At 67.2% G+C, this 23,114-nt stretch carries 22 protein-coding genes; 11 read left to right on the forward strand and 11 right to left on the reverse strand.

The annotated features are described in order from the left end of the window. Nucleotides 1-36 precede the first annotated feature (36 nt). Nucleotides 37-1,044, forward strand: a complete 1,008-nt coding sequence (locus AS031_RS19785) for an SRPBCC family protein (protein WP_058267781.1) — start codon at nucleotides 37-39, stop codon at nucleotides 1,042-1,044. A 142-nt stretch (nucleotides 1,045-1,186) separates the two neighbouring features. On the opposite strand, the gene AS031_RS08885 is transcribed toward AS031_RS19785, so the two are convergent. From AS031_RS08885 to AS031_RS08895, 3 genes are all read right to left on the reverse strand, one after another. Further along, nucleotides 1,187-3,187, reverse strand: a complete 2,001-nt coding sequence (locus AS031_RS08885; RefSeq protein ID WP_058267782.1) for a rhamnogalacturonan lyase — start codon at nucleotides 3,185-3,187, stop codon at nucleotides 1,187-1,189. Nucleotides 3,188-3,629: 442 nt separating this feature from the next. Then, on the reverse strand, nucleotides 3,630-4,949 hold the full coding sequence (locus AS031_RS08890) for an MFS transporter (RefSeq protein ID WP_058267783.1): 1,320 nt from the start codon (nucleotides 4,947-4,949) through the stop codon (nucleotides 3,630-3,632). A gap of 14 nt (nucleotides 4,950-4,963) precedes the next feature. After that, the gene (locus AS031_RS08895; RefSeq protein ID WP_058267784.1) at nucleotides 4,964-6,397 is read right to left on the reverse strand and encodes a M20 family metallopeptidase; all 1,434 of its coding nucleotides are present in this window, start codon (nucleotides 6,395-6,397) and stop codon (nucleotides 4,964-4,966) included. 127 nt (nucleotides 6,398-6,524) lie between these two features. Between AS031_RS08895 and AS031_RS08900 the strand changes: the two genes are divergently transcribed. After that, complete coding sequence (locus AS031_RS08900) at nucleotides 6,525-7,421, forward strand: LysR family transcriptional regulator (protein WP_074446952.1); 897 nt, start codon at nucleotides 6,525-6,527, stop codon at nucleotides 7,419-7,421. A 37-nt stretch (nucleotides 7,422-7,458) separates the two neighbouring features. Here AS031_RS08900 and AS031_RS08905 read toward each other — a convergent pair whose 3' ends face one another. Then, the gene (locus tag AS031_RS08905; protein WP_058267786.1) at nucleotides 7,459-7,941 is read right to left on the reverse strand and encodes an Lrp/AsnC family transcriptional regulator; all 483 of its coding nucleotides are present in this window, start codon (nucleotides 7,939-7,941) and stop codon (nucleotides 7,459-7,461) included. Between the two features lie 91 nt (nucleotides 7,942-8,032). Here AS031_RS08905 and hisC point away from each other — a divergent pair, with 91 nt between their 5' ends. The 3 genes from hisC to AS031_RS08920 all read left to right on the forward strand — a co-directional run bounded on the left by hisC (nucleotide 8,033) and on the right by AS031_RS08920 (nucleotide 10,535). Continuing rightward, nucleotides 8,033-9,127 (forward strand): histidinol-phosphate transaminase, encoded by a 1,095-nt coding sequence (gene hisC / locus AS031_RS08910; RefSeq protein ID WP_058267787.1) that lies wholly within the window; start codon nucleotides 8,033-8,035, stop codon nucleotides 9,125-9,127. Further along, entirely contained in the window at nucleotides 9,124-9,810 is a 687-nt protein-coding gene (locus AS031_RS08915) for a YitT family protein (protein WP_371325978.1), read from the forward strand. The genes hisC and AS031_RS08915 overlap by 4 nt, the downstream gene beginning before the upstream one ends. 83 nt (nucleotides 9,811-9,893) lie before the next feature. Next, on the forward strand, nucleotides 9,894-10,535 hold the full coding sequence (locus tag AS031_RS08920; protein ID WP_058267788.1) for an NADPH-dependent F420 reductase: 642 nt from the start codon (nucleotides 9,894-9,896) through the stop codon (nucleotides 10,533-10,535). 80 nt (nucleotides 10,536-10,615) lie between these two features. Here AS031_RS08920 and AS031_RS08925 read toward each other — a convergent pair whose 3' ends face one another. Further along, on the reverse strand, nucleotides 10,616-11,536 hold the full coding sequence (locus tag AS031_RS08925; RefSeq protein ID WP_058267789.1) for an SMP-30/gluconolactonase/LRE family protein: 921 nt from the start codon (nucleotides 11,534-11,536) through the stop codon (nucleotides 10,616-10,618). 155 nt (nucleotides 11,537-11,691) lie between these two features. Between AS031_RS08925 and AS031_RS08930 the strand changes: the two genes are divergently transcribed. Beyond that, nucleotides 11,692-12,030, forward strand: coding sequence for a hypothetical protein (locus AS031_RS08930; protein ID WP_058267790.1), 339 nt, complete (start codon nucleotides 11,692-11,694; stop codon nucleotides 12,028-12,030). Between the two features lie 24 nt (nucleotides 12,031-12,054). Here the strand turns inward: AS031_RS08930 and AS031_RS08935 are convergent, their stop codons facing one another. Next, complete coding sequence (locus AS031_RS08935; RefSeq protein ID WP_058267791.1) at nucleotides 12,055-12,984, reverse strand: threonine/serine dehydratase; 930 nt, start codon at nucleotides 12,982-12,984, stop codon at nucleotides 12,055-12,057. Nucleotide 12,985: 1 nt separating this feature from the next. Next, a complete protein-coding gene (locus tag AS031_RS08940; RefSeq protein WP_058267792.1) occupies nucleotides 12,986-13,294 on the reverse strand; it encodes a hypothetical protein in 309 nt (102 codons plus the stop codon). Between the two features lie 139 nt (nucleotides 13,295-13,433). Here AS031_RS08940 and AS031_RS08945 point away from each other — a divergent pair, with 139 nt between their 5' ends. Then, complete coding sequence (locus AS031_RS08945) at nucleotides 13,434-14,063, forward strand: nucleoside/nucleotide kinase family protein (RefSeq protein ID WP_058267793.1); 630 nt, start codon at nucleotides 13,434-13,436, stop codon at nucleotides 14,061-14,063. Nucleotides 14,064-14,175: 112 nt separating this feature from the next. After that, complete coding sequence (locus tag AS031_RS08950; protein ID WP_058267794.1) at nucleotides 14,176-15,663, forward strand: cation:dicarboxylate symporter family transporter; 1,488 nt, start codon at nucleotides 14,176-14,178, stop codon at nucleotides 15,661-15,663. A gap of 100 nt (nucleotides 15,664-15,763) precedes the next feature. On the opposite strand, the gene AS031_RS08955 is transcribed toward AS031_RS08950, so the two are convergent. Then, nucleotides 15,764-16,600, reverse strand: coding sequence for a hypothetical protein (locus tag AS031_RS08955; protein ID WP_228379596.1), 837 nt, complete (start codon nucleotides 16,598-16,600; stop codon nucleotides 15,764-15,766). Between the two features lie 196 nt (nucleotides 16,601-16,796). On the opposite strand from AS031_RS08955, the gene AS031_RS08960 reads away from it, so the two are divergent. Then, entirely contained in the window at nucleotides 16,797-18,488 is a 1,692-nt protein-coding gene (locus tag AS031_RS08960) for an HNH endonuclease signature motif containing protein (RefSeq protein ID WP_228379597.1), read from the forward strand. A gap of 31 nt (nucleotides 18,489-18,519) precedes the next feature. On the opposite strand, the gene AS031_RS08965 is transcribed toward AS031_RS08960, so the two are convergent. Continuing rightward, nucleotides 18,520-19,410 (reverse strand): Rieske (2Fe-2S) protein, encoded by an 891-nt coding sequence (locus AS031_RS08965; protein WP_058267797.1) that lies wholly within the window; start codon nucleotides 19,408-19,410, stop codon nucleotides 18,520-18,522. Between the two features lie 242 nt (nucleotides 19,411-19,652). Between AS031_RS08965 and AS031_RS20250 the strand changes: the two genes are divergently transcribed. Continuing rightward, on the forward strand, nucleotides 19,653-20,525 hold the full coding sequence (locus AS031_RS20250; protein WP_257122379.1) for a hypothetical protein: 873 nt from the start codon (nucleotides 19,653-19,655) through the stop codon (nucleotides 20,523-20,525). A 57-nt stretch (nucleotides 20,526-20,582) separates the two neighbouring features. On the opposite strand, the gene AS031_RS08975 is transcribed toward AS031_RS20250, so the two are convergent. Next, a complete protein-coding gene (locus AS031_RS08975; protein WP_306589604.1) occupies nucleotides 20,583-20,957 on the reverse strand; it encodes a cupin domain-containing protein in 375 nt (124 codons plus the stop codon). A gap of 531 nt (nucleotides 20,958-21,488) precedes the next feature. Here AS031_RS08975 and AS031_RS08980 point away from each other — a divergent pair. After that, nucleotides 21,489-21,932, forward strand: a complete 444-nt coding sequence (locus AS031_RS08980) for a hypothetical protein (RefSeq protein WP_058267800.1) — start codon at nucleotides 21,489-21,491, stop codon at nucleotides 21,930-21,932. A gap of 99 nt (nucleotides 21,933-22,031) precedes the next feature. Here AS031_RS08980 and AS031_RS08985 read toward each other — a convergent pair whose 3' ends face one another. After that, nucleotides 22,032-23,075, reverse strand: coding sequence for an Lrp/AsnC family transcriptional regulator (locus AS031_RS08985; protein ID WP_058267801.1), 1,044 nt, complete (start codon nucleotides 23,073-23,075; stop codon nucleotides 22,032-22,034). Between the last annotated feature and the right edge of the window lie 39 nt (nucleotides 23,076-23,114).

Raw genomic sequence — 23,114 nt, forward strand, 5'->3', positions numbered from 1 at the left:
TCCATCGGCTTCCGGTCACAGAGCAAAGGAGACGTTATGAGCACGAAGGTGGAAAAACGCATTCTGGTGAACGTACCGGTCAGCACGGCCTACAACCAGTGGACCCAGTTCGAGGACTTCCCGCACTTCATGGGCGGCGTCAAGAGCGTCAAGCAGCTCAGCGACGACAGGCTTGAATGGGTGGCGGAGATCGGCGGGATCCGCAGGCAGTGGGAGGCCAGGATCCTCGAGCAGGTACCGGACCGCAGGGTCGCCTGGGCCGCCACGGAAGGAGCCACCAACGCCGGCGCCGTCGACTTCGAGGACGTGGGCGGCGGCCAGACCTCCCTCCAGCTGACACTGGAGTACGAACCCGAGGGCCTCATCGAAAAGGTGGGCGACAAGCTCAACGTGGTGGACCGGCAGGCAGAGTCGGACCTCCAGAAGTTCAAGGAGTTCATCGAGGACGAGGGCTACGCCAGCGGCGCCTGGCGCGGCAGCGTGAACCCCGGCGCCTCGGTGGGGACGCCCGGCGTCGAGCATGCAGGGGCATCCCTTGGCGACTCCGGCAAGGCCGGCGTCTCCGGCAAAATGGCCGCCGGCGTGGGCGCAGCGGCTGTGGCCGGGGCGGCAGCAGCCATGGCGGCCGGCGGCAACCGGAACGAACCCGAGGTCGTGGAGGCAACACCGCACACCCCGGCTGTTCCCGCTGAACACGCCGTGCCGGTCGAGCCGCTCACGGCCGGTGCCACTACCGGCTCGGCTGAGGCCGGCACCGGGGTCACCGGCGCGGGTGTCACGGGCTCGGGTGTCACGGGCTCGGGTGTCACGGGCGCTGGAGCCGCAGGAACGACGGCGGCAGCCGGTTCCGACGGGTCCGTCGCCGATCTGGGTGATGACAGGATCGGGCACCCGTTTGACCAGACCAACGGGCTGGTGGACACCTCCGGCGAATCGGATGAAACCGCCGAGGGCGAGAACCTGAGCGCCGGTGAACGCCGCGAGGACGAGCGCCGGCCCGACGGCGGCATGCCGCCGGTGGGAGGCAACCTCGGCCAACACTGAGGGACCTGGCCGGCGCTGACGGACCCCGGCCGGTCCCCGGCATCCGGGGCACCAAGCCCGGTGCCGCCGTCGGACGCTTCGGTCCCTGAAGGCCAAAGTGCCGCCCGCCCCTCCCCCGGGGCGGGCGGCACTTTGCTGCCTGCTACTTGTCGGTTCCTGCGTAGTAGACCGACGGGGCAGCGGGAGTCTCCATACCCACGCCGATGAAGAAGCTCGGGTGCGGGGGCTGGTTGTATCCCACGGTTTCCCGGGCCACACCGGTCCGGTACATGGGATCGTGCATCAGGGTCCGGAGGCGTACCTCGGTGGGTGCGGTGTTCGTGTAGATCCGCAGCTCGGTGCTGTCCGTGGACGGGTAGACGAGCTCTTCGCGCCAGTCGCCCAGCAGGTCGGCCTGCAGTGACGGGTTGCCCTTGGTGTGGTTGTTGGTGCGGGCGCCCGTGGCGGTCAGCAGCCGGTCGCTGGATTCGGTGTTCCAGTTCCACTTGGAGATGGTGGGCACGCCCATGCCGGCCTCGGCGTCGAACTCGTGGTCCACCACCTCGCGCAGGAGGTCACCGTCCCACCAGGCCATGAAGTTCGCGGCCGGGATCTTGTCGGAGATCCGCTCGCCCTTGGCGGACATCAGGTAACCCACGGTGGAGTTCCAGGCGACATCCCCGCCCACGGCCCAGCTCTCGGAGCCGGGGAAGCGTGGATCGATGTCGCCGGTGGCACCCCGGCCGGTGTCCTTGAACGCAGGAATGCTCCACAGCACCTCGCCGGTGGCGGCGTCGCGGAAGGTGGCGCCGCGGTTGCCGCTCTGGCTCATGCTTTCGTGGACGGCGAAGGTTTCCAGGCCCGGGCGGGACGGGTCCAGGTCACCGGTATGGATCGCATCGCCGTGGCCCAGCTTGGTGTTGTAGAGCGGCTTGCCGTCGTCATCAATGGTCATGGAGCCGAAGACGAACTCATCCTTGCCGTCGGAGTCTACGTCCGCGACGGACAGGTTGTGGTTGCCCTGGCCCTTGTATTCGGCGCCGGCAATGTCGGAGTCGAACGTCCAGCGCTTCACCAGCTTGCCGTCCACCAGGTCGTAGGTGACCAGGACGGTGCGGGTGTAGTAGCCGCGGCTGAACATCAGGGAGGGCTTTTCGCCGTCCAGGTAGGCAACACCGGCCAGGAACCGGTCCACCCGGTTGCCGTAGTTGTCGCCCCATGCAGCGACGCTGCCCCGCGGCGGGTCATAGGGAACAGTGTCCATGATGGTTCCGGTGGTGCCATTAAAGACCGTCAGGTACTCGGGTCCGGACAGGACGTAGCCAGCGCTGTTGCGGTAGTCCGCGGCGGCGTCGCCGATGACGGTGCCGGCTGCGTCAGTGGTGCCGTCCGCAGTCTTGAAGGAGACCTCGGCCTTGCCGTCGCCGTCGAAGTCGTAGGCCAGCATCTGGGTGTAGTGGGCCCCGGCGCGGATGTTGCGGCCCAGGTCGATGCGCCAGAGCTTGGTGCCGTCCATCTTGTAGGCATCGACGTAGACGTTGCCCGTGAACCCGGATTTGGAGTTGTCCTGCGCGTTGGACGGGTTCCAAAGCTGGATGATCTCGTAGGCGCCGTCCCCGTCAAGGTCCGCCACGGTGGAGTCGTTGGCGCTGTAGGTGTAGGGCTTTCCGTCCTTGCTGATACCGCCTGCCGGCTTGTCCAGCTTGATGGCCAGGTAGTCCTGCGCCAGCGGGGTGAAGGCGGCGCTGAGCTTGTCCTGGCCGTTGCCGTTGCCCACCGTCTTGATGACGTACTTGGAGGCGGCCGTGCCGTCCGGGTCAACGTAGGTGGTGGTGCTGCGGATGGGCTCGACGGTGATCTGCACGCCGTCGCGGATGACGTGGAAGCCCACGCTGTCCTTGTCCAGGCCCAGCATCCGCCAGCCGAGGGTCACGCCTTGGTCCGTGAGGACTGCGACGGGTGCGCGGTCGAGCTTTTCCACCTGCCTCTTAAGGGTGGCTTTGCCGGCCTGTCCGGGGGCTCCGGACGGATCCGCCTGGGCCAGTGGGAGGCCGGTGAAGGCGAGCGCGGCGGCGGTCAACGAGGCGGCTGCCGCCGCGAGGGGTACTGCTTTCCGGGCTTTGCCGGCCGTGCGTTGGGGGGTGCGTTGCGGGTGATAAACCAAAAGAACATCTCCTTTGATGCGGCGGCAGCTGAGTCTGCCACTCGGTGCTTGGAACGTTTCAATCAGGCCGTCGGCTTACCGCGTCATGGAGGTGGGCCGGAGTGGTGCTGCGTAACTGAAAACGCTTTCTGCCCCTCTGGTTTATCAGCGCCCTCCAATCAGGGTCAAGGGTTTGGCCGATACTGATTGGGAGAATTTGTTCCATTACGTTCACTTAGCCGCCGTGACGTGTGCTCTCTGCTGGCCCCTAAAGCCCGAACCCTCTCTCACATATGCCCCCTAAATTCCGAACCCTCTCTCACATATGCCCCCTCAAATCCAAACGCCCGCTCACTTGTCGTCGGTCATAACGAAACGCCCGCTCACCTCTGCCTCCCGAGGGAGGAAGGTGGGCGGGCGTTCCCGGTCTCGAGGTACGTCCGGCGGGCGTCGCCGGGTGCAGTTACCTGATCCCGCGGACCTTCACCCCCGCGGCCAGGGCCACCAGGCTGATGATGGCCACGACGCCCAGGTAGTAGCCCGGGGCCACTGCCTGCCCGGTCTGCTGCACCAGGAAGGCGGCGATCATGGGAGTGAAACCACCGAAGGCCACCACTGCTGTGTTGTAGCTGAAGGACAACCCGGTGGCGCGGGTCCGCGGGTCGAAGGCATCCGACATCACGGACGGCAGCGCACCGAAGTAGGCGGCCTTGAGCAGGCCCAGGATGGTCATCACCAGCGCGAGGACCAGGAAGGACTTGGCGCTGATGACCCACAGGAAGAGCGGTACGACGGCGAGCAGCAGCACCACCACGGTCGGCACCATGATGTTCATCCGGCCGTACTTGTCCGAGAGGTGCCCCACCACCGGGGTTCCGAAGGTCAGGATGACGCCGGTGATGATCAGCGAGGTAAAGGAGATTCCCGGCTCCAGTCCGAGTTCCTTGATGGCGAAGGTGGGCATGTACTGCAGGATGAAGTTCAGCGCAGTGGAGACGGCCAAGGCACCACCCGCCAGCAGCATGCCCGTTTTTTGCGTTGCAAAGACGTCCCGGACGGGTGAGTGCTTGTGCTCCGCAGGCCGGACCACCGGAACTTCCTGCATCTCCCGGCGGATAAGGAAGCCGGCAGGGCCTACCAGCAGGCCGAAGAGGAACGGGATGCGCCAGCCCCATTCGGTCATCTGGGCGTCGGTGAGGACGGTGGTCAGCACGGCCACGAAGATGGCGGCCAGGAGGCTGCCAAGCCCTTGGCTGGCAAACTGGAAGCTGCCCAGGAAGCCCTTGCGCTTGCCGTTCTGGGCGATGAGGTAGGCCGTGGCGGCGCCGAATTCGCCGCCGGCCGAGAAGCCCTGGATGAGCCGCGCGAGCACGATGCCGATCGGGGCCAGGATCCCGATGGTTCCGTAGTTGGGCATGAACGCCAGCAGGGCCGTGCCCAGCACCATCAGCCGGATGGTTACGGTGAGGCCCTTCTTGAGCCCGTGCCGGTCTGCAAACGACCCCAGCACCAGCCCGCCCAGCGGCCGAATGAGGTAGGAGACTCCGAAAACAGCGAACGCCTGGATGAGTTCCACCCCGGGATCGTTGCTGGGGAAAAAGTTCCGGCCGATGTAAATGGCCAGCAGGGCGTAAATGGCAATGTCGAACCATTCAAGGGCGTTGCCGATGGTGGCGGCGACGATCCCGCGGGTGGCCGCCGCGGACGGGGGGACTGCTTGCGGCGCATCCGCCGGTCCCAGCGGGCGGGCCGTGGACTGCTTCTGTTGCTGCGGGGTGCTCATGGGGACTCCAGGGTTCAGGAAACGGAGCTTGCGGTCAGTGTGCTGCTGCGGTGCGTCCCGGTGGATGCGGGGCTTGCGGCGTTTGCTAGGTCGAAGAAGAGGCCGCCGGCGATCTGGAGGCCCTCCCGGGCCACGTCCACCAGCAGATGCTCATCCGGGGCGTGCTGCCGGCACCCCGGGTGCGAGTGCGGGATCCACAAAGTGGGCAGGTTCAGGACATCGGCGAAGACAAAGCTGGGCAGTGAGCCGCCGATGTTGGGCAGCACCGTTGCCTGCCGCCCGGTGCTGGCGCGCAGGGAGCCGGCCGCCCAGGAGACCCACGGATTGTCGGGGTTGATCCGGCTGGCCGGGAAGGACATGCCCATCTTTACGTCCACCATGCCGAACCCGGCCGCGTCCAGGTGCCGACGGAGGGCCTGCTCCATGCCGGCGACGTCCGTCCCGGGCACGAACCGGAGCTGGAGCGAAGCGCGGGCAGTCCCGGGGATGGCGTTGACCGGCTTGTCCGGGTTCCCGGCACCGAGGGCCAGCACTTCAAGGGTGTTCCAGGCGTACAGCCGCTCGGCAGGGCTGAGCGTCCGGTCACCCCATGCCGGATCGGACTCGGGGTCCCCAGGATTGGGGGCCAGGTCCAGGACTTCCAGGGACTCGGCAACGGAGTGCGGGATGCCCGCGGGCAGCAGCTCCGGCAGCCTGATGACGCCGTGCCCGTCCACCAGGGAAGCGACGGCGGCCGCCACCGTGGTGGCCGGGTTCCGCAGGAGTCCGCCCCAGTTTCCGGAGTGGTACGAACCGGAACGGAGGTCGGCCACGAGTTCGAAGCTGACTCCGCCGCGGGCACCCAGGAATACGGTGGGTTTGCCGGCGGCCAGGCGGGGGCCGTCGGAGCCGATGAAGACGTCCGCCTTGAGCAGGCCCGTGTGTTCGGCGGCGAATTCAGCAAGGTCAGGGGAGCCGATCTCCTCCGCCCCTTCGAGCAGGAATACCAGGTTGAAGCCCAGGCGGCCCTGCTGTTCCAGCAAAAGCCGGAGCGCCACGATGTTGATCCAGTGCTGTCCCTTGTTGTCCGCCGAGCCACGTCCGTACCAACGGTCGCCTTCATCGCTGAGTGACCAGGGATCCCGGCCTGAGGTCCAGGCGCCGGCCTGCCCGTCAGTGACGTCGGCGTGCCCGTAGCACAGGACTGTTGGCAGGTCGGGATCCTCGTGCCGGCTGGCCACAAGGAAGGAGTTGCTGCCGCCCCGCCACGCGTCGAAGCGCTCCACCGCGCATCCCATCGCCGTGAAGGCAGGCTCAATAACCTCATCAAGGTATGACTTCAGCGCAACCCGGCCGTCGGGGCTGAAGCTTTCCGTTGGGTAAGCAACCAGCCTTTCCAATTCCTCCCGGAAGCGGCCAGAGTCCACGAACTCCGCTGCCGCATCCAGAAGATCCTTGCGTTCCTGCATTCTTGAACATCCTTTGCTTTTCGGCGTGAGTCCCAAGTTAGGTGTCCGGGGAGGAAACAACCAGTATCGTTTTGTCGATGAGCTTTGACTTTTCTGCAAACCTCGAGGCGGGCCAGCCCCGGTGAACATGCTGACGCCCGCCCTGCTGTACTTCGACGCCGTTGCGCAGGAAGGCACGCTCACCGACGCTGCCGAGAGGCTCCATGTCTCCGCGTCCGCCATCAGCCGGCAGATCAACAAGCTGGAGACATCCCTTGGCATGCCGCTGTTCAACCGGCACGCCCGGGGTGTGGAACTCACTGAGGCCGGCCGGCTTCTGTTGGCTTACGTGCGCCGTGCCGAGGCTGAGGGCGCTGTCGTGCGGGAAGAGCTGCTGGTGTCGATGCAGCGCAAAACCCGCACCCTGCGCGTGGCCTGCGCGGAGGGGTTCGCCCGGGTGTGGGTACCGTCGGCAGTTGCCGCCCTCAGCCGGCAGCATGACGACGTCGAATTCCACCTCGACGTGGTCTCCTCCTCCGAAGCGACCCGCCGGGTGGCCGAGGGCGAGGCCGACGTCGCGGTTGTCTTTTCCCTCGGCCCGCAGTCCAAGGTGACCGTGGAGCATTCCACGCCGACGCCTGTGGCCTTCGCGCTGGTATCCCCGGACCATCCGCTCGCCGCCCAGCAGAGCACCACGTTGAAGGACCTGTGCCGCTACAAACTGGCCGTCACGGCGCCGGGTTCCAGCCAGCGCGAACTGTTCGACCTTGCCATGCAGATCGAGGGCCTGACGCCCTCCATCACGCTGCAGTCGGACCACATTAACCCGGTCATCCAGTTCGCCCGCTCCGGCGTCGGCGTCTCCCTGGTGGGCGGGCTGTCCCTGGACCGGCGGGACCGGGACGAGCTGGTGATGGTGCAGCTGGACCATCCCGTGCTGCGGCAGCGGCAGGGACAGATCCAGACCATGACCGGCCGCGCCCAGCCGGCCATCCTCACGGCCTTTATTGACGCACTCATCGACGGCCTGGAGGCCCTCGCCTGATCACGGCACAAGTGAGCGCGTCGCGTGGGGCGGACGGCTACCCGGGGTGCGCCACCGCTTCCAGGAGCGGCAGGGTGCGGGTGGGCATGACTTCCACCAGGGACATTGCGGTGCTGGTGCGGACGACGCCGGCAATCGCCAGCATCGCGTTGGTCACCCGGTGCAGGTCGGCCGGGTCCCTCGCTGCCACTTTGGCGAGCAGGTCCGCGTCGCCGGTGGTGGCATGCATCTCGATGATCTCCGGGACAGTGCGCAGGGCGGCTGTGGCCTCGTCACTGGCCGACTGGCTGATGGAGATCGAAATGAACGCGATCAGCGGCAGCCCCAGGGCCTCGGTGCGGACCCGCTGGCTGAACGGGGCAAGGCTGCCGTCATTGACCAGCCGGCGCAGCCGCGCATGGACGGTGTTGCGTGCCACTCCCAGGGCCCGGGACAGCGAGAGGACCGTGGCCTGCGGGTCCCGGTCGAGTGTGAGGAGGATCTCTGCGTCAAGAGCGTCGATGCGGTGCATACTGAGCATTTTGCCACCAGGCCCCACACATAGTGCAGGATCTGTCCTGCAGCAATCTACTGTGTTGCGCAGAAGTCCTGCACTGCCGCACGATGCTGGCATGACCAGCACCCTTCCCGAAGCAGCGGCTCCCGCCCTGCGCGCCGCCGTCGCAAGCCTTCCCGCGTATGTTGCCGGCAAAAGCGCCGAGTCCGCCCTGACTGCCGCCCTGGCTTCGAACGAGAGCCACTTCCCTCCCCTGCCGTCCGTTGTCGACGTGGTCACCGCCGAGACCGCACGGATGCACCGCTACCCGAACATGGGCGTGGTGGACGCCCGCGCGGCGATCGCCCGGCACGTTGGCGTCTCCGTGGACGAGGTCGCGGCGGGCCCGGGCAGTTCCGGCGTGCTGCAGCAGATCATTTCCGCCGTGTGCGATGCCGGCGACGAGGTGGTGTTCGCCTGGCGTTCCTTCGAGGCCTACCCCATCCTGGTGACGGTGGCCGGCGCCCGGCCCGTGCCCGTTCCGCTGCTGAAGGACGAACGCCACGACCTTCCTGCCATGGCCGCTGCCATTACTGACCGCACCCGCCTGGTGATCCTTTGCTCCCCCAACAATCCCACCGGAGTGTCCATCGGGACCGCCGAGCTGGAGGACTTCCTGCAGGCGGTGCCCGAGCACGTCCTGGTGGTCCTGGACGAGGCCTACATCGAGTACCAGCGCGGCCCCGGCCTTAATTCCCTCGGGTTCTACCGCCGCTACCCGAACCTCTGCATCCTGCGCACCTTCTCCAAGGCCTACGGGCTGGCAGGACTGCGGATCGGCTACGCCATCGCCCGGCCCTCCGTGGCGGACGGCCTGCGGCGGACCGCCATCCCGTTCGGGGTGAACCGGATGGCCCAGGCGGCGGCCATCGCGTCGCTGGCCGCCGGCGACGAACTTGCAGCCAGGACGGACGTCGTGGCCGCGGAGCGGACACGCGTCATCACGGCCCTCCGCGAGGCAGGTTGGGACGTCCCGGACAGCCAGGCCAACTTCTACTGGCTGCGTGCATCCGACGAGTTGCGCGCCCAACTCCTGGAAGCCCTTTCCGCCGCGGACATCCTTGCGCGCGGCTACGCAGGAGACGGAGTCCGCATCTCGCTGGCGGACACCGAAACGAACAACCGGGTCCTCGAGGTCCTGGCCGGCCGCGGACGGTTCGCGGCCCAGTGAGCACCACCATCACCACCGAAAAGACCACCGCCGCACAAGGCACCACCGCGGAAAAGGGCCCGACGGCGGCACCCGCCGCACCGCCGTCGGCCGTCCGGCATACGCTGCTCGAGGATGTCCTGGGCATCCTGACGGGCACGTTCGCGGCGTCGCTCGGCCTGTTCCTGCTCAAGTCCAGCGAGGCGGTGACCGGCGGAACAGCGGGGCTGGCACTGCTGCTCAGCTACAGCCTCCCGCTTCCTTTCGGCGTAATCTTCGCGGGTGTGAACCTGCCGTTCTTCGGCTTGGCCATCTGGAAGAAGGGCTGGAACTTTGCGCTGCGCACCGGTGTGGCCATCGCCCTGGTGTCCGTGATGGCCAGCCTGCACCCGTGGGCGTTTGGGTCCCTGGACCTGGACCCTGCGTACGGGGTGCTGGCCGGCAACCTGCTGGCCGGCGTTGGCCTCCTCATCCTCTTCCGGCACGTGTCCAGCCTGGGCGGCTTCAACATCATGGCGCTGCTGCTCCAGGAGAAGCTGGGCTGGCGTGCCGGGTATGTGCAGATGGTGCTCGACGTGGCCATTGTGGTGTCGTCGCTGGCTCTGGTGACGCCGCTGATGGTGCTGCTGTCCGCTGTGGGCGCGGTCCTGCTGAACCTCATCCTTGCGCTCAACCACAAACCCGGGCGGTACCTGGGGATGTAGGGGCGGCCCGTCGCCGCCGGATGGCCGCTTTATTCCCGTTCCGGGCCAGAAATATCTGTGCGGGGGCCGCTGTTGCCGCCGGTATGACAACAATCGGAATCATCGGTGCAGGACATATCGGAAGCCAGGTTGCCCGGAAGGCGGTGGAACTCGGCTACGACGTGGTCATCAGCAACTCCCGCGGACCGGAAACCCTTACGGACCTTGTGGCGGAACTGGGCCCCAAAGCCAGGGCAGCCACCGCGGCCGAAGCGGCGGCCGCCGGAGACTTCGCCGTGGTCACCGTGCCGCTGAAGAACTACAGGGACATCCCGGTGGAGCCGCTGGCCGGCAAGGTGGTCATCGACACCAACAACTACTACTGGGAACGCGACGGGCGCATCCCCGCCCTGGACAACGGTGAAACCACCACCTCCGGGCTGCTCCAGGAACACCTGCCCCAGTCCAGGGTGGCCAAGGGCTTCAACCACATCATGGCCAAGGACATCACCACGGACGGCAGCCCGGCAGGCACGGAAAACCGCCGCGCCCTGGCCACGGCCAGCGACTATCCGGACGCCGCGGAACTGGTCACCCGCCTGTATGACGAGTTCGGCTTCGACACCGTCAACATCGGGCGGGTGGAGGAGAGCTGGCGGGTGGAACGCGACCGGCCGGCGTACGTGAAGCGGCAAAACGCCGGCGAACTCAAGGACAACCTCGCCAGGGCGCCCCGCACCATCTGACCCGTGCCCGCCCCTGATGGCTGGCAGCAGGCGTCGTCATAACCCGGCTGAGATACCTGCTGCCAGCGGCCTGGGGCGGTTTAGCGGGCGGGGACCAGCACCACCTCGTACTGCGTGGGCGGAGGCTGCACATTGAACTTCGCGTTCACGGCGGCCAGGGTATCGCCGAATTTGGCCACCGTGGTGGGAACGTTGAAGGCTTTGCTGGTGATCTCGTCCTTGAGGGTACCGGAGGTGAGGTCGCCGGAGAGCTTGATCCGGGCGATCTTGTTGGACATGTTCTGGACGGCCCAAAGCGTGCGTCCCTGCACCAGGATGCCGTCCACGTTGGGCAGCGGCGGGGTGTCAATCCTGGCGCTTTCCCCGCTTTCCGGATCCACCGTGTAAACCGCCTGATCACTGCTGTGGGCCACGATCAGCACCTTGCCTCCGTTGGCTGATGCAATGCCGTTTAGGTTGAAGTCACCCGTCAGTTCCTTGGCGGGGCCTTTCAAGGCGAGGGTTTCGCGGTCCATCAGCTTCCCGTTGCGGTCCACCGCGATCCGGTACAGCTCGCCCTTGGCCGAGTTGGTGAACCAGGCGCCGTCACCGGTCAGTGTCACGTCGTTGATGAAGCCGGGTGCGAGGTCGTACTCGCCCACGGATTCGCGGGTCCGGGTGTTGTAGGCGAACGCCTTTCCGGTGGGGCCTCCGGCCACGAACAGGAGGTTCCGGCGCTCGTCGAATTTCATGCCGACGGCGGACCGGCCTGCAGGTGCGTCGATGAGGCGTCTGGCTTTGCCGCTGCCGATGTCGCCCCTGAAAATGTCGCCGGTTCCCAGGTCGCCGGCGTAGAACGTGGTTCCACGCCCGGCCGCGATGCCTTCGGCGGAGGTGGCACCGTCGAGCACGATGACGTCGGGATCGGATGTTGATGCCGCGGCTGGAAGGGCCCCTGGTGCGAGCAGCGCGAAGAGCGCCATGAGTCCTGTTGCGATGCGGCGATGCACTGTTCGGCGCATGCTGGCTTCCTTTGTGTGGGGTTGATGCGCGGGGCCAATCTGCGGCAGCTCCGCACGATGGTGTAGCAATTTTAAGCGCGCGGAACAGGCCCGCCAAGGCATCGAAGCCCCCCTTCTGCTTACAATCGAAACCTCAATTGCCTACTGAGGGATCCATGAAGAAACTCGCCACAGTCCTGTTCGCCGCGGGCCTCCTTGCCTCCGCCACGGCCTGCTCCTCTTCCCACCAGCTGTCCACCGCCGAAACCTGCGAGCGTATTCAGTCAGTGGTGTCCAACCCCGCCAACGGCGCCGGCAAGACGGGCATGAACCGGCTTGCCAACCAGATCCGCCCCATCCACGCGGTTGCCTCGGACGATCTCAAGCCCGCGCTGAAGTCCATCCTGGATTACACCGACGAGCAGGCCAAGGAGACTCCGGACGAGGCCAAACTGGCCGAACTCCAGTCCGGCTACCAGCAGGCCAGCAGCACCTACACGCAGTTCTGCAGCTGAGCCGCGGCTGAGGGGTCCGGCCGCCTACAGGGTGGCCGGGTCCGTATTGGCCCCGCACAACACCACCGCGACGCGTTCCCCCGGCTCGGGCACATACGCGCCGGAGAGCAGCGCCGCCCAGGCCGCCGCGGCACCGTGCTCCACCACGATCCGGTAGCCGTTCCACAGCGCGCTGCGGGCGGCGATAATGTCCGGGTCCGTCACCAGGACGCTTTCGACGCCGGTGCGGACCGCCACGGAGAACCCGATGTCGCCGATGCGCCGGGCACCCAGGGAGTCCGACGCGACGCCGGACACCGGCACGTCCACCGGCTGGCCCGCCGCGAGCGCGGCGTGCAGCGTCGGCGCCCCGTCCGGTTCCACCGCCACCACCCGCGCCCGCCCTTCGACTGCGGCGGCGATGCCGGCCATCAGGCCTCCGCCGCCGACGGCGACCAGCAGGGTGTCCACGTCCGGCACCTGCTCCAGCACCTCGGAACCGACCGTCCCGGCGCCGGCCGCGATTTCCGGCTGGTCATAGGCGTGGCAGTAGACTGCACCGGTTTCCGCTGCGTGTGCCACCGCCGCCTGGTAGGCCACGGCGTATTCGGAGCCGCCCTGCACCACCACGGCACCGATGGCCTTGAGCTTTGCCACCTTCACCGCCGGGGCGGCAGCGGGAACAAAGACGGTGGCGGGAACGCCCAGCCTGGCCGCGGCGAACGCATTCGCCAGCCCGGCGTTTCCGCCTGAAGCCACCACGATGCCGGCAGCGGTGAGCTCACCGCGTTCCTTGCTGGCCAGGATCCGGTTTAGGGCACCGCGGGCCTTGAAGGTGCCGGTGTGCTGCAGGAACTCGCATTTGAACCAGGCTTCCCCGGGAACTTGGCCGCGGTCGGCTTCCAGGACGGGTGTGAGCCGGGTAAGCCCGGCGATGCGGTGGGCGGCCCCGTTGACGTCGTCGCGGCTGATCATCCTAGACGTCGTCGTCCCAGGTGCCCTGTTCCTTCAGCGCATCCTCGGGTTTGCTTTCCTGCCCCTCACCGGCCGCACCCGCTTCCGGCCCGTCGGCGGTGGCGTCGCCGCTGCCAACGTAGGACGCCGGGACGGCGCCGGCAGCGTGCGCCTGCTGCTCTTCACGGATGTTTCCGGCGTGGGGCTGGTCGGGGTGCTGCCCGGTCTGCGGCGCTGTGGCTCCCGGTTCCCGGTTCCCGCCGGCTTCCTCCGGATCGCCCGGTCCCCGCAGGTCCGCGGTGTTCAGGGGCTCGTCGCTCTGTGTGCTCATGGTGCTGCCTTTCCTCGGGAACTGGCTTCGCGGGACAGGCCATGGGCCGCCCCGGATCCAGCCTACTTCGCCTGTGAGTTGCCCCTCACCCGGGACGCCGGGCGCGGGCCCGTCGTTGTAGTGGTGGAAGGAGGCCCACATGATCATTGTTCTCACCGGCATTGACGGCTCGGGGAAGTCGACGGCGGCCCGGTCCCTGGTGCAGGCCGTGCGGGCACGCGGAGGCAAGGCGCTGCTGCTGAGCAATCATGCCGGCCGGCGCACCATGTCCATCATGGCCGCGGCCTGCGGCGTCCGGATTCCGGGCCGACTGGCGGACGCGGTGGAGAGCGCAGTCCGGACGGCCAACGTCCTGGTCTCACACCTGCGGGCCTCGCGCTTTGACGGGCTGGTGGTCATGGACCGGCACCTGCACTGCCAGCTGGGGCTCCGCTCCGCCAAGGGACTGCCACGCGGACGCTTCCTGCCCTGGCTCCTGGCGGCACTTCCCCGGCCTGCCGCCGTCGTGCATCTGGACCTGGACCCGGCGGAGGCGCACCGCAGGATCACCGCCCGGGGCACCGACGCGGAAACACTGGCAGACCTTGTGGCGTTCCGTGACGGGTACGCCGCGCTGCCCGGATTCGGCGCCTTCATCCGCGTGGATGCCTCGCTGCCCGCCGCTGAACTGGCCCGACGTCTAATGCAGGCGGTGGATGGGCTCCCCGCCACGCTTCCCCACTCAGCACCCGGCACCAGCGGGGAGCCATCAGTCACAAATGGGAATTAAGCATTTCACATAGCGGAAATGCTTTTTCCTCTTGTGGAAGAGTGTGACCGGCGTTACTTTTGCCATAGGCCCCGGGCGTACCGGGCTGTTCCCAAAGCAAAAGGCAAAGGTCATGAAGATCCCCAACCCTGAGGCACTGAAGGCGAGTTCGGTGCCCACGAAGAGGAAGCCGCTGTACAAGTCGCTCTTCTTCCAGATTCTGATCGCCGTCGTGGCAGGTGTCCTCATCGGGCATTTCTGGCCGGACCTTGGATCACAGCTGAGGCCGCTCGGAGATGGCTTCATCAAACTCATCAAGATGATCATCGCGCCGCTGATTTTCCTGGTGATCGTCACCGGCATCTCAGCCGTAGGCGACGTCAAGGCGGTTGGAAGGGTTGGGGTCAAGGCCCTGCTCTATTTCACGGCAGCCACACTGTTCGCGCTGATCTTCGGCCTGGTGGTGGGCAACCTGGTCCAGCCGGGCGCCGGGCTGAACATCGATCCATCCACGCTGTCGCAGGCTGACCTGGACGCCAAGACCGGTTCGGCAGCGCCCAAGGACGCAGCGTCCTTCATCCTGGACGTGATCCCGGCCAGCGTGATCGGCGCGTTCGCCAGCAACAGCCTGCTGCAGGTCCTGTTCTTCTCGGTCTTCTTCGGCGCGGCCATCGTGGTCATCGGCCGCGAACGCTGCATGCCGGTCATCAGCCTGATGGAAACGGTCCTGGAACTGATCTTCAAGATCATGTCCTGGATCATGAAGGTTGCCCCCATCGGCGCGTTTGGCGCCATGGCGTTCATCATTGGCCAGTACGGCCTCAGCACGCTCAGCACGTACGCCCTGCTGATCGCCGCCTGCTATGGAGCCGCGGTGGTCTTCATCGGCCTCCTCTTCGTCGTCGCCTGGATCACCGCCCGCGTGCCGCTGTGGCAGTTCCTCAAGTACACGCGGGAGGAATTCCTGCTGGCACTGGGTACAGCTTCAACGGAAGCCGTGATGCCCCGGATCATGACCAAGCTGACCAACGCCGGCTGCTCCCGGGCCACCACCGGCCTGGTGGTGCCCACCGGCTACTCCTTCAACCTCGATGGCGCAGCCATCTACCTGTCCATCTCCCTGCTGTTCCTTGCGCAGGCCTTCGGCCACAACCTCGACCTGGGCCAGCAGCTTGCCGCCCTCGGCGTCCTGCTGCTGACCTCCAAGGGCATGGCAGGCGTTCCCGGCTCCTCGTTCCTGGCCCTCTCCGCCACCGCGGCTGCCCTGGGCATCTTCCCCGTGGCCGGCGTGGCGCTCCTGCTGGGTGCCGACCGGCTGATGGATTCCATGCGCGTGGTGGTCAACCTGCTGGGCAACTGCGTGGCCACGTTCGTTGTCTCCAAGTGGGAAGGCCAGTTCGACCGCAGCGTCATGGTCAGGGCCTTCAAGGGCGAAATCACCAACCACGATTCCGCCATCATGCTCGGCAAGGAAGAGGTCTTCGAAGACCAGGAACTGCAGCGCATCAGCGAAGGGCAGGCACCCTCACCCAAGTTCCGGGGCGGTCCCAACCCCGAGGAAGTTCCGCGGTTCCAGATGAGCAAGGCCACCCGGGCAGGAACCGGCAACAGCCCGGACTGACGCCCGGAACCGGCCGCATGCAACATCAGGGCGGGCAGGACCACTGGGCCCTGCCCGCCCTGTCTTTGCGGCCCGCGGGGCGCTGGCCGCCGTCAGCCCGTCAGCGCGACGCCGTGGGCGACGGCGATCCGCTTTCTTCCATTTCCGACTCCGTCGCCGAGGGCGAGGCCGTACCGGTGGGCGAGGCGGAGCCGGACGTCGTGCTGCCGGAAGTGCCCGTGGAGGTGGACGCGGGGCTGGACGTGGCCCCGCCGGCGTCGTCCGCTTTCTCCAGTACCTTGTTGATCAGGTCCTCAAGTTCCTTCTGGTCCGGATCGCCGAGGCTTGCGCCGCTCTTGGTGGCCACCACCAGCAGGCGGCCCTCCGCCGCGGAGACCTGCATCAGCTTTTGCCGGTTCTCTCCGCTGCGGGTGCTGACCGTGGCGAAGGTTTCCTCGGCATCGGTGTCCGCAGAGAGTTCCTCGGAGGAAACCTCGTAGGTCTGGCCCAGCGCCGTCACCTTGAAACTGCTGCACTGGCCCATCTTGCCCTTGATGTCGCTGAGGACCTTCTCGGCATCCGGGCCCTCGCTGCCGGACTGGGCGGACAGGGTGCGCGGCTGGTCGCCCTCGGACAGCGCCACGGCCACCTCCCCGCTCTCCACCTTGTCCAGCAGCCCGGCTGTTGCAATGTCCTTGCAGTCCTGCGGGTCCACGGTGGCGGTGCTCATCAGGAGGTTGGCGATGTTGCCGCCCTGGTCCACCTGCTCCTTGGAGTAAAGCTGCAGTTCGTTGCCGTCGCCGTCCTTTTGGCCGGAGATCAGGTCACGCAGCTCATCCTCGGTGAAGACCTTGGCCTCAGCCGTCTGGCTGGCCGAGGCGCTCGACGTCGGCGACGGACTTGCGGTGCCCCCGCCTCCGCCCGAGCAGCCGGCCAGGGCAAGCATTGCAGCCGCCATAAGTCCAAGAGCAGGTACTTTTCGCATCAGGAACAACCCCTTCAGAATAGAAAGCATGCTTAGTGTTTCTACTCTAGGACTGCATCCCCCAGACCGGAAGCACCGCGGGGTGCCGGCTTCGCTGTGCTGCCGCCCAAGATCCGTCGATGGGTTGGAGCAGCCGCAGAATGTCAGACCCTCCCGCGATGATGTTGATATGGGAAACGCAGCGGCTGGAGCAGTGGTGATGGAGGGTCTTCGGGCCTCTGTCGCAGGCCTTGACGCGTTGTTTCTTGAGGACGCAGGGCTGGAGGGGGCTGCCCCTGATGTTGATGTGTTGGAGCGGAAGTCGGAGGTTCGGCTGCAGCGGCTGGCGGTATGGGCCCGCCTGGAGGCCCAGATTGCCGCAGGGAAGGCATTGGACGCTGCGGAGTTCGCAGAGTTCCAGGAGGCGATGACGCCGCCGGAGGCCACCGGGTCGGAGCGGGCGTTCGTGGAGATGTCCACGACGGCGGAGGTCGCCGGGGTCCTGACGCTCTCGTCCGGCGCCGCGGATGCCCTGATCGGCGGGTCACGGAAGATCTGCGCCATGCCGCTCGTGTGGGGCGCACTGGCAACGGGGTCGATGTCCTGGCGGCACGCGGTGATCGTCGCCGACGAAGCCGACTGCCTCGCCCCGGACGGTACTGAGGCGTTGGTGGCGCATTTCTTCGACCCGGGCGCACCCCACCGTGCCCGGGGGTCTGCGCCCGGTGACCTCGTCCCGTCCCAGTTCCGCCGGAAAGTACGGTCCTGGCGTGAACGCAGCTACCCCGACTCCGTCCAGGAACGGCACAGCAGGCGTGTGGCGGACCGGCGGATGGAATACCGCCCGGACGCCGACGGGATGGCATGGATCAACCTTCACCTGCCCGGGGACACCGCGTGTGCCATCTGGAACAAGACCACTGCCATCGCCCGCGGCCTCCAGGGACCCGACGAGACCCGCACCCTCAGCCAGCTTCGCCCGGACGTCGCCGCAGCGCTCCTGCTCGGCGCCCACACCGGTACCGCTGACCCGGCCCGGTCCGACGACGGCCAAGAACCAGGCAACACAGCCGGCTCCCACGGCACCGGCACGCACGGCACCGGCACGCACGGCACAGGCATCCAGGGCACCGACCCCTATGCCGTTGACCTCAGCAAGATCCCCGCCCCCAGGGCAGACGTGCTGGTCACCGTCCCGCTGTTCACCCTCATGGGGACCACGGACGAACCTGCTGACCTTGATGGGTACGGGCCCATCCCCGCAGCCATGGCCCGCCAACTCGTCGCCAACGGAACCAGCTCGTTTTACCGGGTCCTGGTTGACCCCCGCAACGGTGCACCATTGGAGATCGGCCGGACCAGCTACCGGCTCACCGAAGCGATGAAACGCTGGATCCGGATGCGCGACGGACACTGCACCTTCCCCGGCTGCACCAACCCCAGCACCGACAACGACACCGACCACCTCACCGCCTGGCACCACCACGGAACAACAGGCGTCAGCAACCTCGCACAACTCTGCCCGAGACACCACAGGCTCAAGCACAACAGCGGCTGGACACCCACACCCGCCACCACAACCGAACCACCCGGCTGGACCTCACCCGCAGGCCGCCACTACCCGGCCCAACACCCCGACCCACAACCACCCCACTGGCCACCCGGACTACTCACCGGACAAACTGCCCTGCCCGGAGGCACGCCCGGCGGGTCAGTCCTGCCATCCGCGGGCACGCCCGGCGGATCAGCCCTGTTATCCGGCGGTACGCCCAGCGGGTCAGCCCTGCCGTCGAGCCGCTCGGACGGAATGACCGGCACGCCCGCCGACGATACGGAACTCAGCCCCCTCGAAGCGGTACTCACGGAAATCCTGGTCGCTTAGCGGCCCGCCTGTCCGTTCGTCTACGCGTACATCACCCATCGGCGCCGGGAAGGCTGACTTCCACGAGCCCGTCGTTGGTCCGTGTGTCGAAGCGTGGCTGCTTCGCTGTTGCCGGGCCCGCCACCACCTCGCCGGTCCGCAGCGAGAACGTGCTCCGGTGCCATGGGCAAACGACGCAAGGGCCGCCGTCGTCCGCGAGGTTGGAGCTCTTCAGCTTGCCCTCATGCAATGGCCCGGAGAGGTGGCTGCACACGTCGGACAGGACGCTGACCCGCTCCCCCTCACGGAAGACGAGCAGGGGCAGACCGGCAACCACGCGCTGATCCAGCTTCCCCTCGGGCAGCTCCGCCAGTGGCGCCAGGGCATGCCAGCCGGCGGGGAACCGGTGCGGGATTTCCTCGCTGTGGTTCACCCCTGCGGCCTGCCGGTAGGTCAGGTGCCCGCCGAGGAATCCCCCGCCGCTGACCGCCGCAAGGCCCAGGTAGGCCAGGACCTTTCCGCTCCCCTCCCGGCCCCTGGCGCGTTGTACCAGCGACGCGGTGTACAGGGTTGTTGCTGTGACGTTCGCTGCGGCGTGCACCAGCCCCACCCGCTGCTGCTGCGGGTGCAGCTGGGTCCAGTCAGTGAATCCGGCCACGGCGGACGGCAGTGCACTGAGGGCACCCACTCCCACCAGGACCTTGGCTGCCTGGCCCGTTCCCGGAACGGCATCCAGCACTGCAGCGGAAATCCAGGCGCCCATCGGCACCTGGACGGCCAGCGGGTGGACGGGATGGCCGATCGGCACGCCGTGCAGGAGGTCGCGGAGCCAGCCCGGCCGAACCACCTTCCGTACGGCTTTACGGACGCTCTTAGCCAGGGGATCCAGCCATTCGGCGTCCTCGAAACGGGTGACAAGCTCAAGTGCAGGCAGCGGCTTCATGGAACTCCCTTACCCCGGTATCCCGGTTGCAGTCGATGCCCACAGAGCCTAGCCGTGAAGGGTGGTCCGCAACAGGGCCCTATGGGAGTACCCAGCCAACCCGTTAGTCCAGACGATGTAGAATTTGGAGCCGTGCTTTCCCCGTCTGGGCCGGAAAGCCTGCCGGCAGCCGGAGGTACCCGTTGGATCAGCCACAGCAGCCCGCTGCTGCACCCGTCTCCCGACCTGCCAGGAGCGGCGCAGTGGAGGCGGCCCTGGCCGTTGCCCTGGGTGTCCTGTCGGCAGCGTTTGGCCTGGCGCCATGGCTCCTCACCGGGGCGCGGTCGCCGCTGCAGAATTTGTGGGCCGGGGAGGCCCTGCCGGCGGACATGCCGGTCACCCTCCTTCCGCTGAGCCAGTACCACGCAACCTCCATCGTGGCCCTCCTGACGGTCGGCGGAGCCGTGGCAGGCCTTGCGGTCAGGATCTGGCGTCCGGGGCGGCGCCGACTGGCCACGGGTTGCGCCGCGGCCGGGGTTTCCGCCGTTCACGCCATCGCCGTGCTGCAGGCTTTCACAACCGTCGGCGGGGGGTTGACCGGCGGGGCGGCGGCCGCCCTCTATGTGGCAGGACTCCTGGCGGGCACGGTGGTGGCCATGGCTGCAGCGGTGGCAGCCGCACTGCTGCTGGCGGCGGAGTCCAAGGCGCCGGCCGCCTTGGGCGTCGGCCTGATGGCGGTGCCGGCAGCATCCTGGCTGGCCTTCGCCGCATCTTCGGCGGCGGGGCCCGGAGGTACCCCGGCTTTCCTGGCGGCGGCCTGGCGGTGGCTGCCCGCTGTGCTGGTGGGAGCGGCACTGGCCTGGTGCGGTTTCCGGCCGGCCGTCCGCCTGGTGGTGTGGGTGGTAAACCTCCTGTTGCTGTGGCTGGTTCCCGCACTCTTCACCAGCGTCAGCTACGTCCTCGGCACCCGCACCTACCTGGGCGACTTCGGCGAAATGTCCCTGCTGGCGCGGCAGATCCTGGCAGCAACACTGGGACCCGACGGCGGAGCAGGCCCCACCGTCGCGGTGGCGCTGGCCATCGGACTGGCCGGGGCCGCCGCGCTGGAACTGCGCCGGCGGCGGGTCGGCAGCTGACCTGGACCCAGGCCGGCCCCGCGGCGGGCCGAAAGCCCGCTGCAGGACCGGGACGGCTCAAATCAGGGCATGCAGCCCGTAACTTCTGGGGCGCCCATAAGAGGCGGCGCCAAGGAATTCGACGGCGACGAACGGCTCGTCGCCCACCACCCACTCGTCGTGTCCCGGCGGGAGCGCATAGGTGTCGTGGGCCCTGATGGATGACCTGCCGCCGTCGGCCGTTGCCACCTCCAGGCATCCGGAAATGCAGTAGCCCAGATGGTGGTGTTCGCAGAGCGCCGTCAGCTCGGCGGGCCTGGCGGACTCGGTCCAGCGCCAGCCTGGTGCAAGGATCAGGCGCGCCACTGAGTAGTCGTCAACGGTGACAAGATCGAACTCGGCCTTGTCGGGGCAGCGCTTCCTGTCGGGAACGTCCAAGGACTTAACTGCCAAAGCTCTGATGAAGTTTGCGGTCACCGGAACACAATCTGTGAATCAGGGACGGAACCCGCCGTGTGGGCGGGCAATGAAGTTGACACCGCAAGCGGTTGAGTACATCGAGACCTGTTGCCGCAAGCGCCTGGCCCCCGGCGCATGCCCTTTGACCAGACTGCTGGCTATCTCTAACCGTAACCCTCAGGTACCTGAAGTCAATGGTGGGCGGCAACCCGACCTCCTGCTTCCGCACACCGCCGTCGAAGCCCATTTAGGGTATTTCGGCACATGGCTGGCCGCCCGGGACGGGGCAGGATTTAATCACCGGATGTCGACCTCCGGTCAGTCACGTCCCCGCTCAGCCGGGCGTGCTGTTTGAAACAACACAGGCAGGCCGCGGCCGCCACACGAACACCGCGACGCGCCTGGTCGCGCTTAGCGCACATCGGTAGGGACACCCGCACCCTACAAAATGGGAACGCATGCTCTTGAAGGGCAACAGAAATGAGAACTACCCCAACAACAAATTCCCGGTCCATCAGGGCGAAGATGGCTGTTATTCCGGCCCTGACGCTGGCCCTGCTCGGCGGCGCCGCAACCGTTGCCGCCCCTGCCCAGGCCAACGACAACCACCGGAGCGGCTGTACCGTGGACCCGTTGAAGCCAACGGACCTACGTGGCAAGAAGGTTGATTTCAGGATCCGGGTGGACTGCAACGGTGAAAAAACCGTCCAGATCCGCCAACTGCGCTACGAAGACGAACGCGGCCCGCGCCGCAGCGACGACTTCCTGGGCAGCTCGTACTTCAACGAGCACTTCGACCGGCGGGACGACGCCCGGACCCTCCACAGTGTTGACCGCGTTCCGAACCTTGACCGCAGGGGCAGCGAAGAGGTCTACCACATCGTCTCCTTCCGGGTGAAGGACGACAGGGGACGCTGGTCCGACTGGACCCGGTGGGAAAAGAGCCCCGTCGCTGAAGTGCGCCGATAGGGGCACAGCAGCGGGATCCGATTGATCACCCGCACAAAGGCCAGGGGCGCAGGCTCCTGGCCTTTTCCTGCGCAGGCCCGCCCTGGTGGCCCAGGTCCACTACCCCGCCAGCTCGAGTCCGCCGGTATGGACCACGGCGCCGCTCGCCGTCGTATCCGGATTCAGCACCCACCCCACCCTCTTCACGGTAGTCAGCATGACCACGCTCTCCACGACGTCGATGCCGGGCACCTTCTGCTGCAGCGTCAGCTCCGCGGTCATGACGTCCGCCAGGGTCTGCAGCCACATGATGATCACGAAATTCGTGGGCCCGGTGGTCGAGGCACTCAGCCTGACGTTGCTGATGGTGCGGATCGCCGCGGCCGCTTCCTCGTGCCGGCCGGCCGGCACGTTGGCAAACCACTGGCAGGTCACCGGATAGGACGTCAGCCCCTGGGCCACCTCGCACCGGAACAGCAGCGTGCCGCTGCCCAGGACACGGTTGAGCTGGCGCTGCACGGTGGCGGGCTGCCGGCCCAGCCCCCTGGCGATCTCCGCCGCGGTGGCCCTTCCGTCCCGGGCCAGGTATGGCAGCAGGTCCTGGTGGCTGGCGGGAAGCTGCGCACCCGCCGGACCGGCGCCGGCGGGGGCAGGGTTCCCCAGGGTCCTCAGCATGGCAAGCTGGGCCTTGTCCAGCACGTTCAGCCGCCAGGCGTCACCACTGCTGTGCAACCTGGTGCACAGCGCGGTCTGGTACTTGGTCAGGCCGTCGATGGCCTTCAGCCGGGACACCACCTTTTCGCTGAAGTCCCCCAGGTTCCGGGTGATCACCGTCAGCATCAGGTCGCGCGTACTGGCGGCTTCCTCCACCGTGACGATCTCCGGGATGGCGATGAGCTGGGCGGTCACGGCATCACGCTGGTTCATGTCGCAGTCGACGGCCACGAACGCCAGGAGCATCTGGTGCGGATCGCCGGCCAAATGGGCTGTCACCCAGGCGGCGCCGGACGACCGCAGCTTTTCCCACCGCGCCGCGAGGGTTGTGGCGTGCACGCCGAGCACCTTGGACGCATCAGCCCAGCCCAGCCTCGGCCACGTTTGCAGGACCTGGATCAGGGCAAGGTCCTCCTCGCTCAGTTCCACGGACCATCCACCAGCTTTCATGAATCCTGCAGACAGCCCACACCAAGCGCATATTTCCTG

The organism is Pseudarthrobacter enclensis, from assembly GCF_001457025.1.
Classification (GTDB): Bacteria; Actinomycetota; Actinomycetes; order Actinomycetales; family Micrococcaceae; genus Arthrobacter; species Arthrobacter enclensis.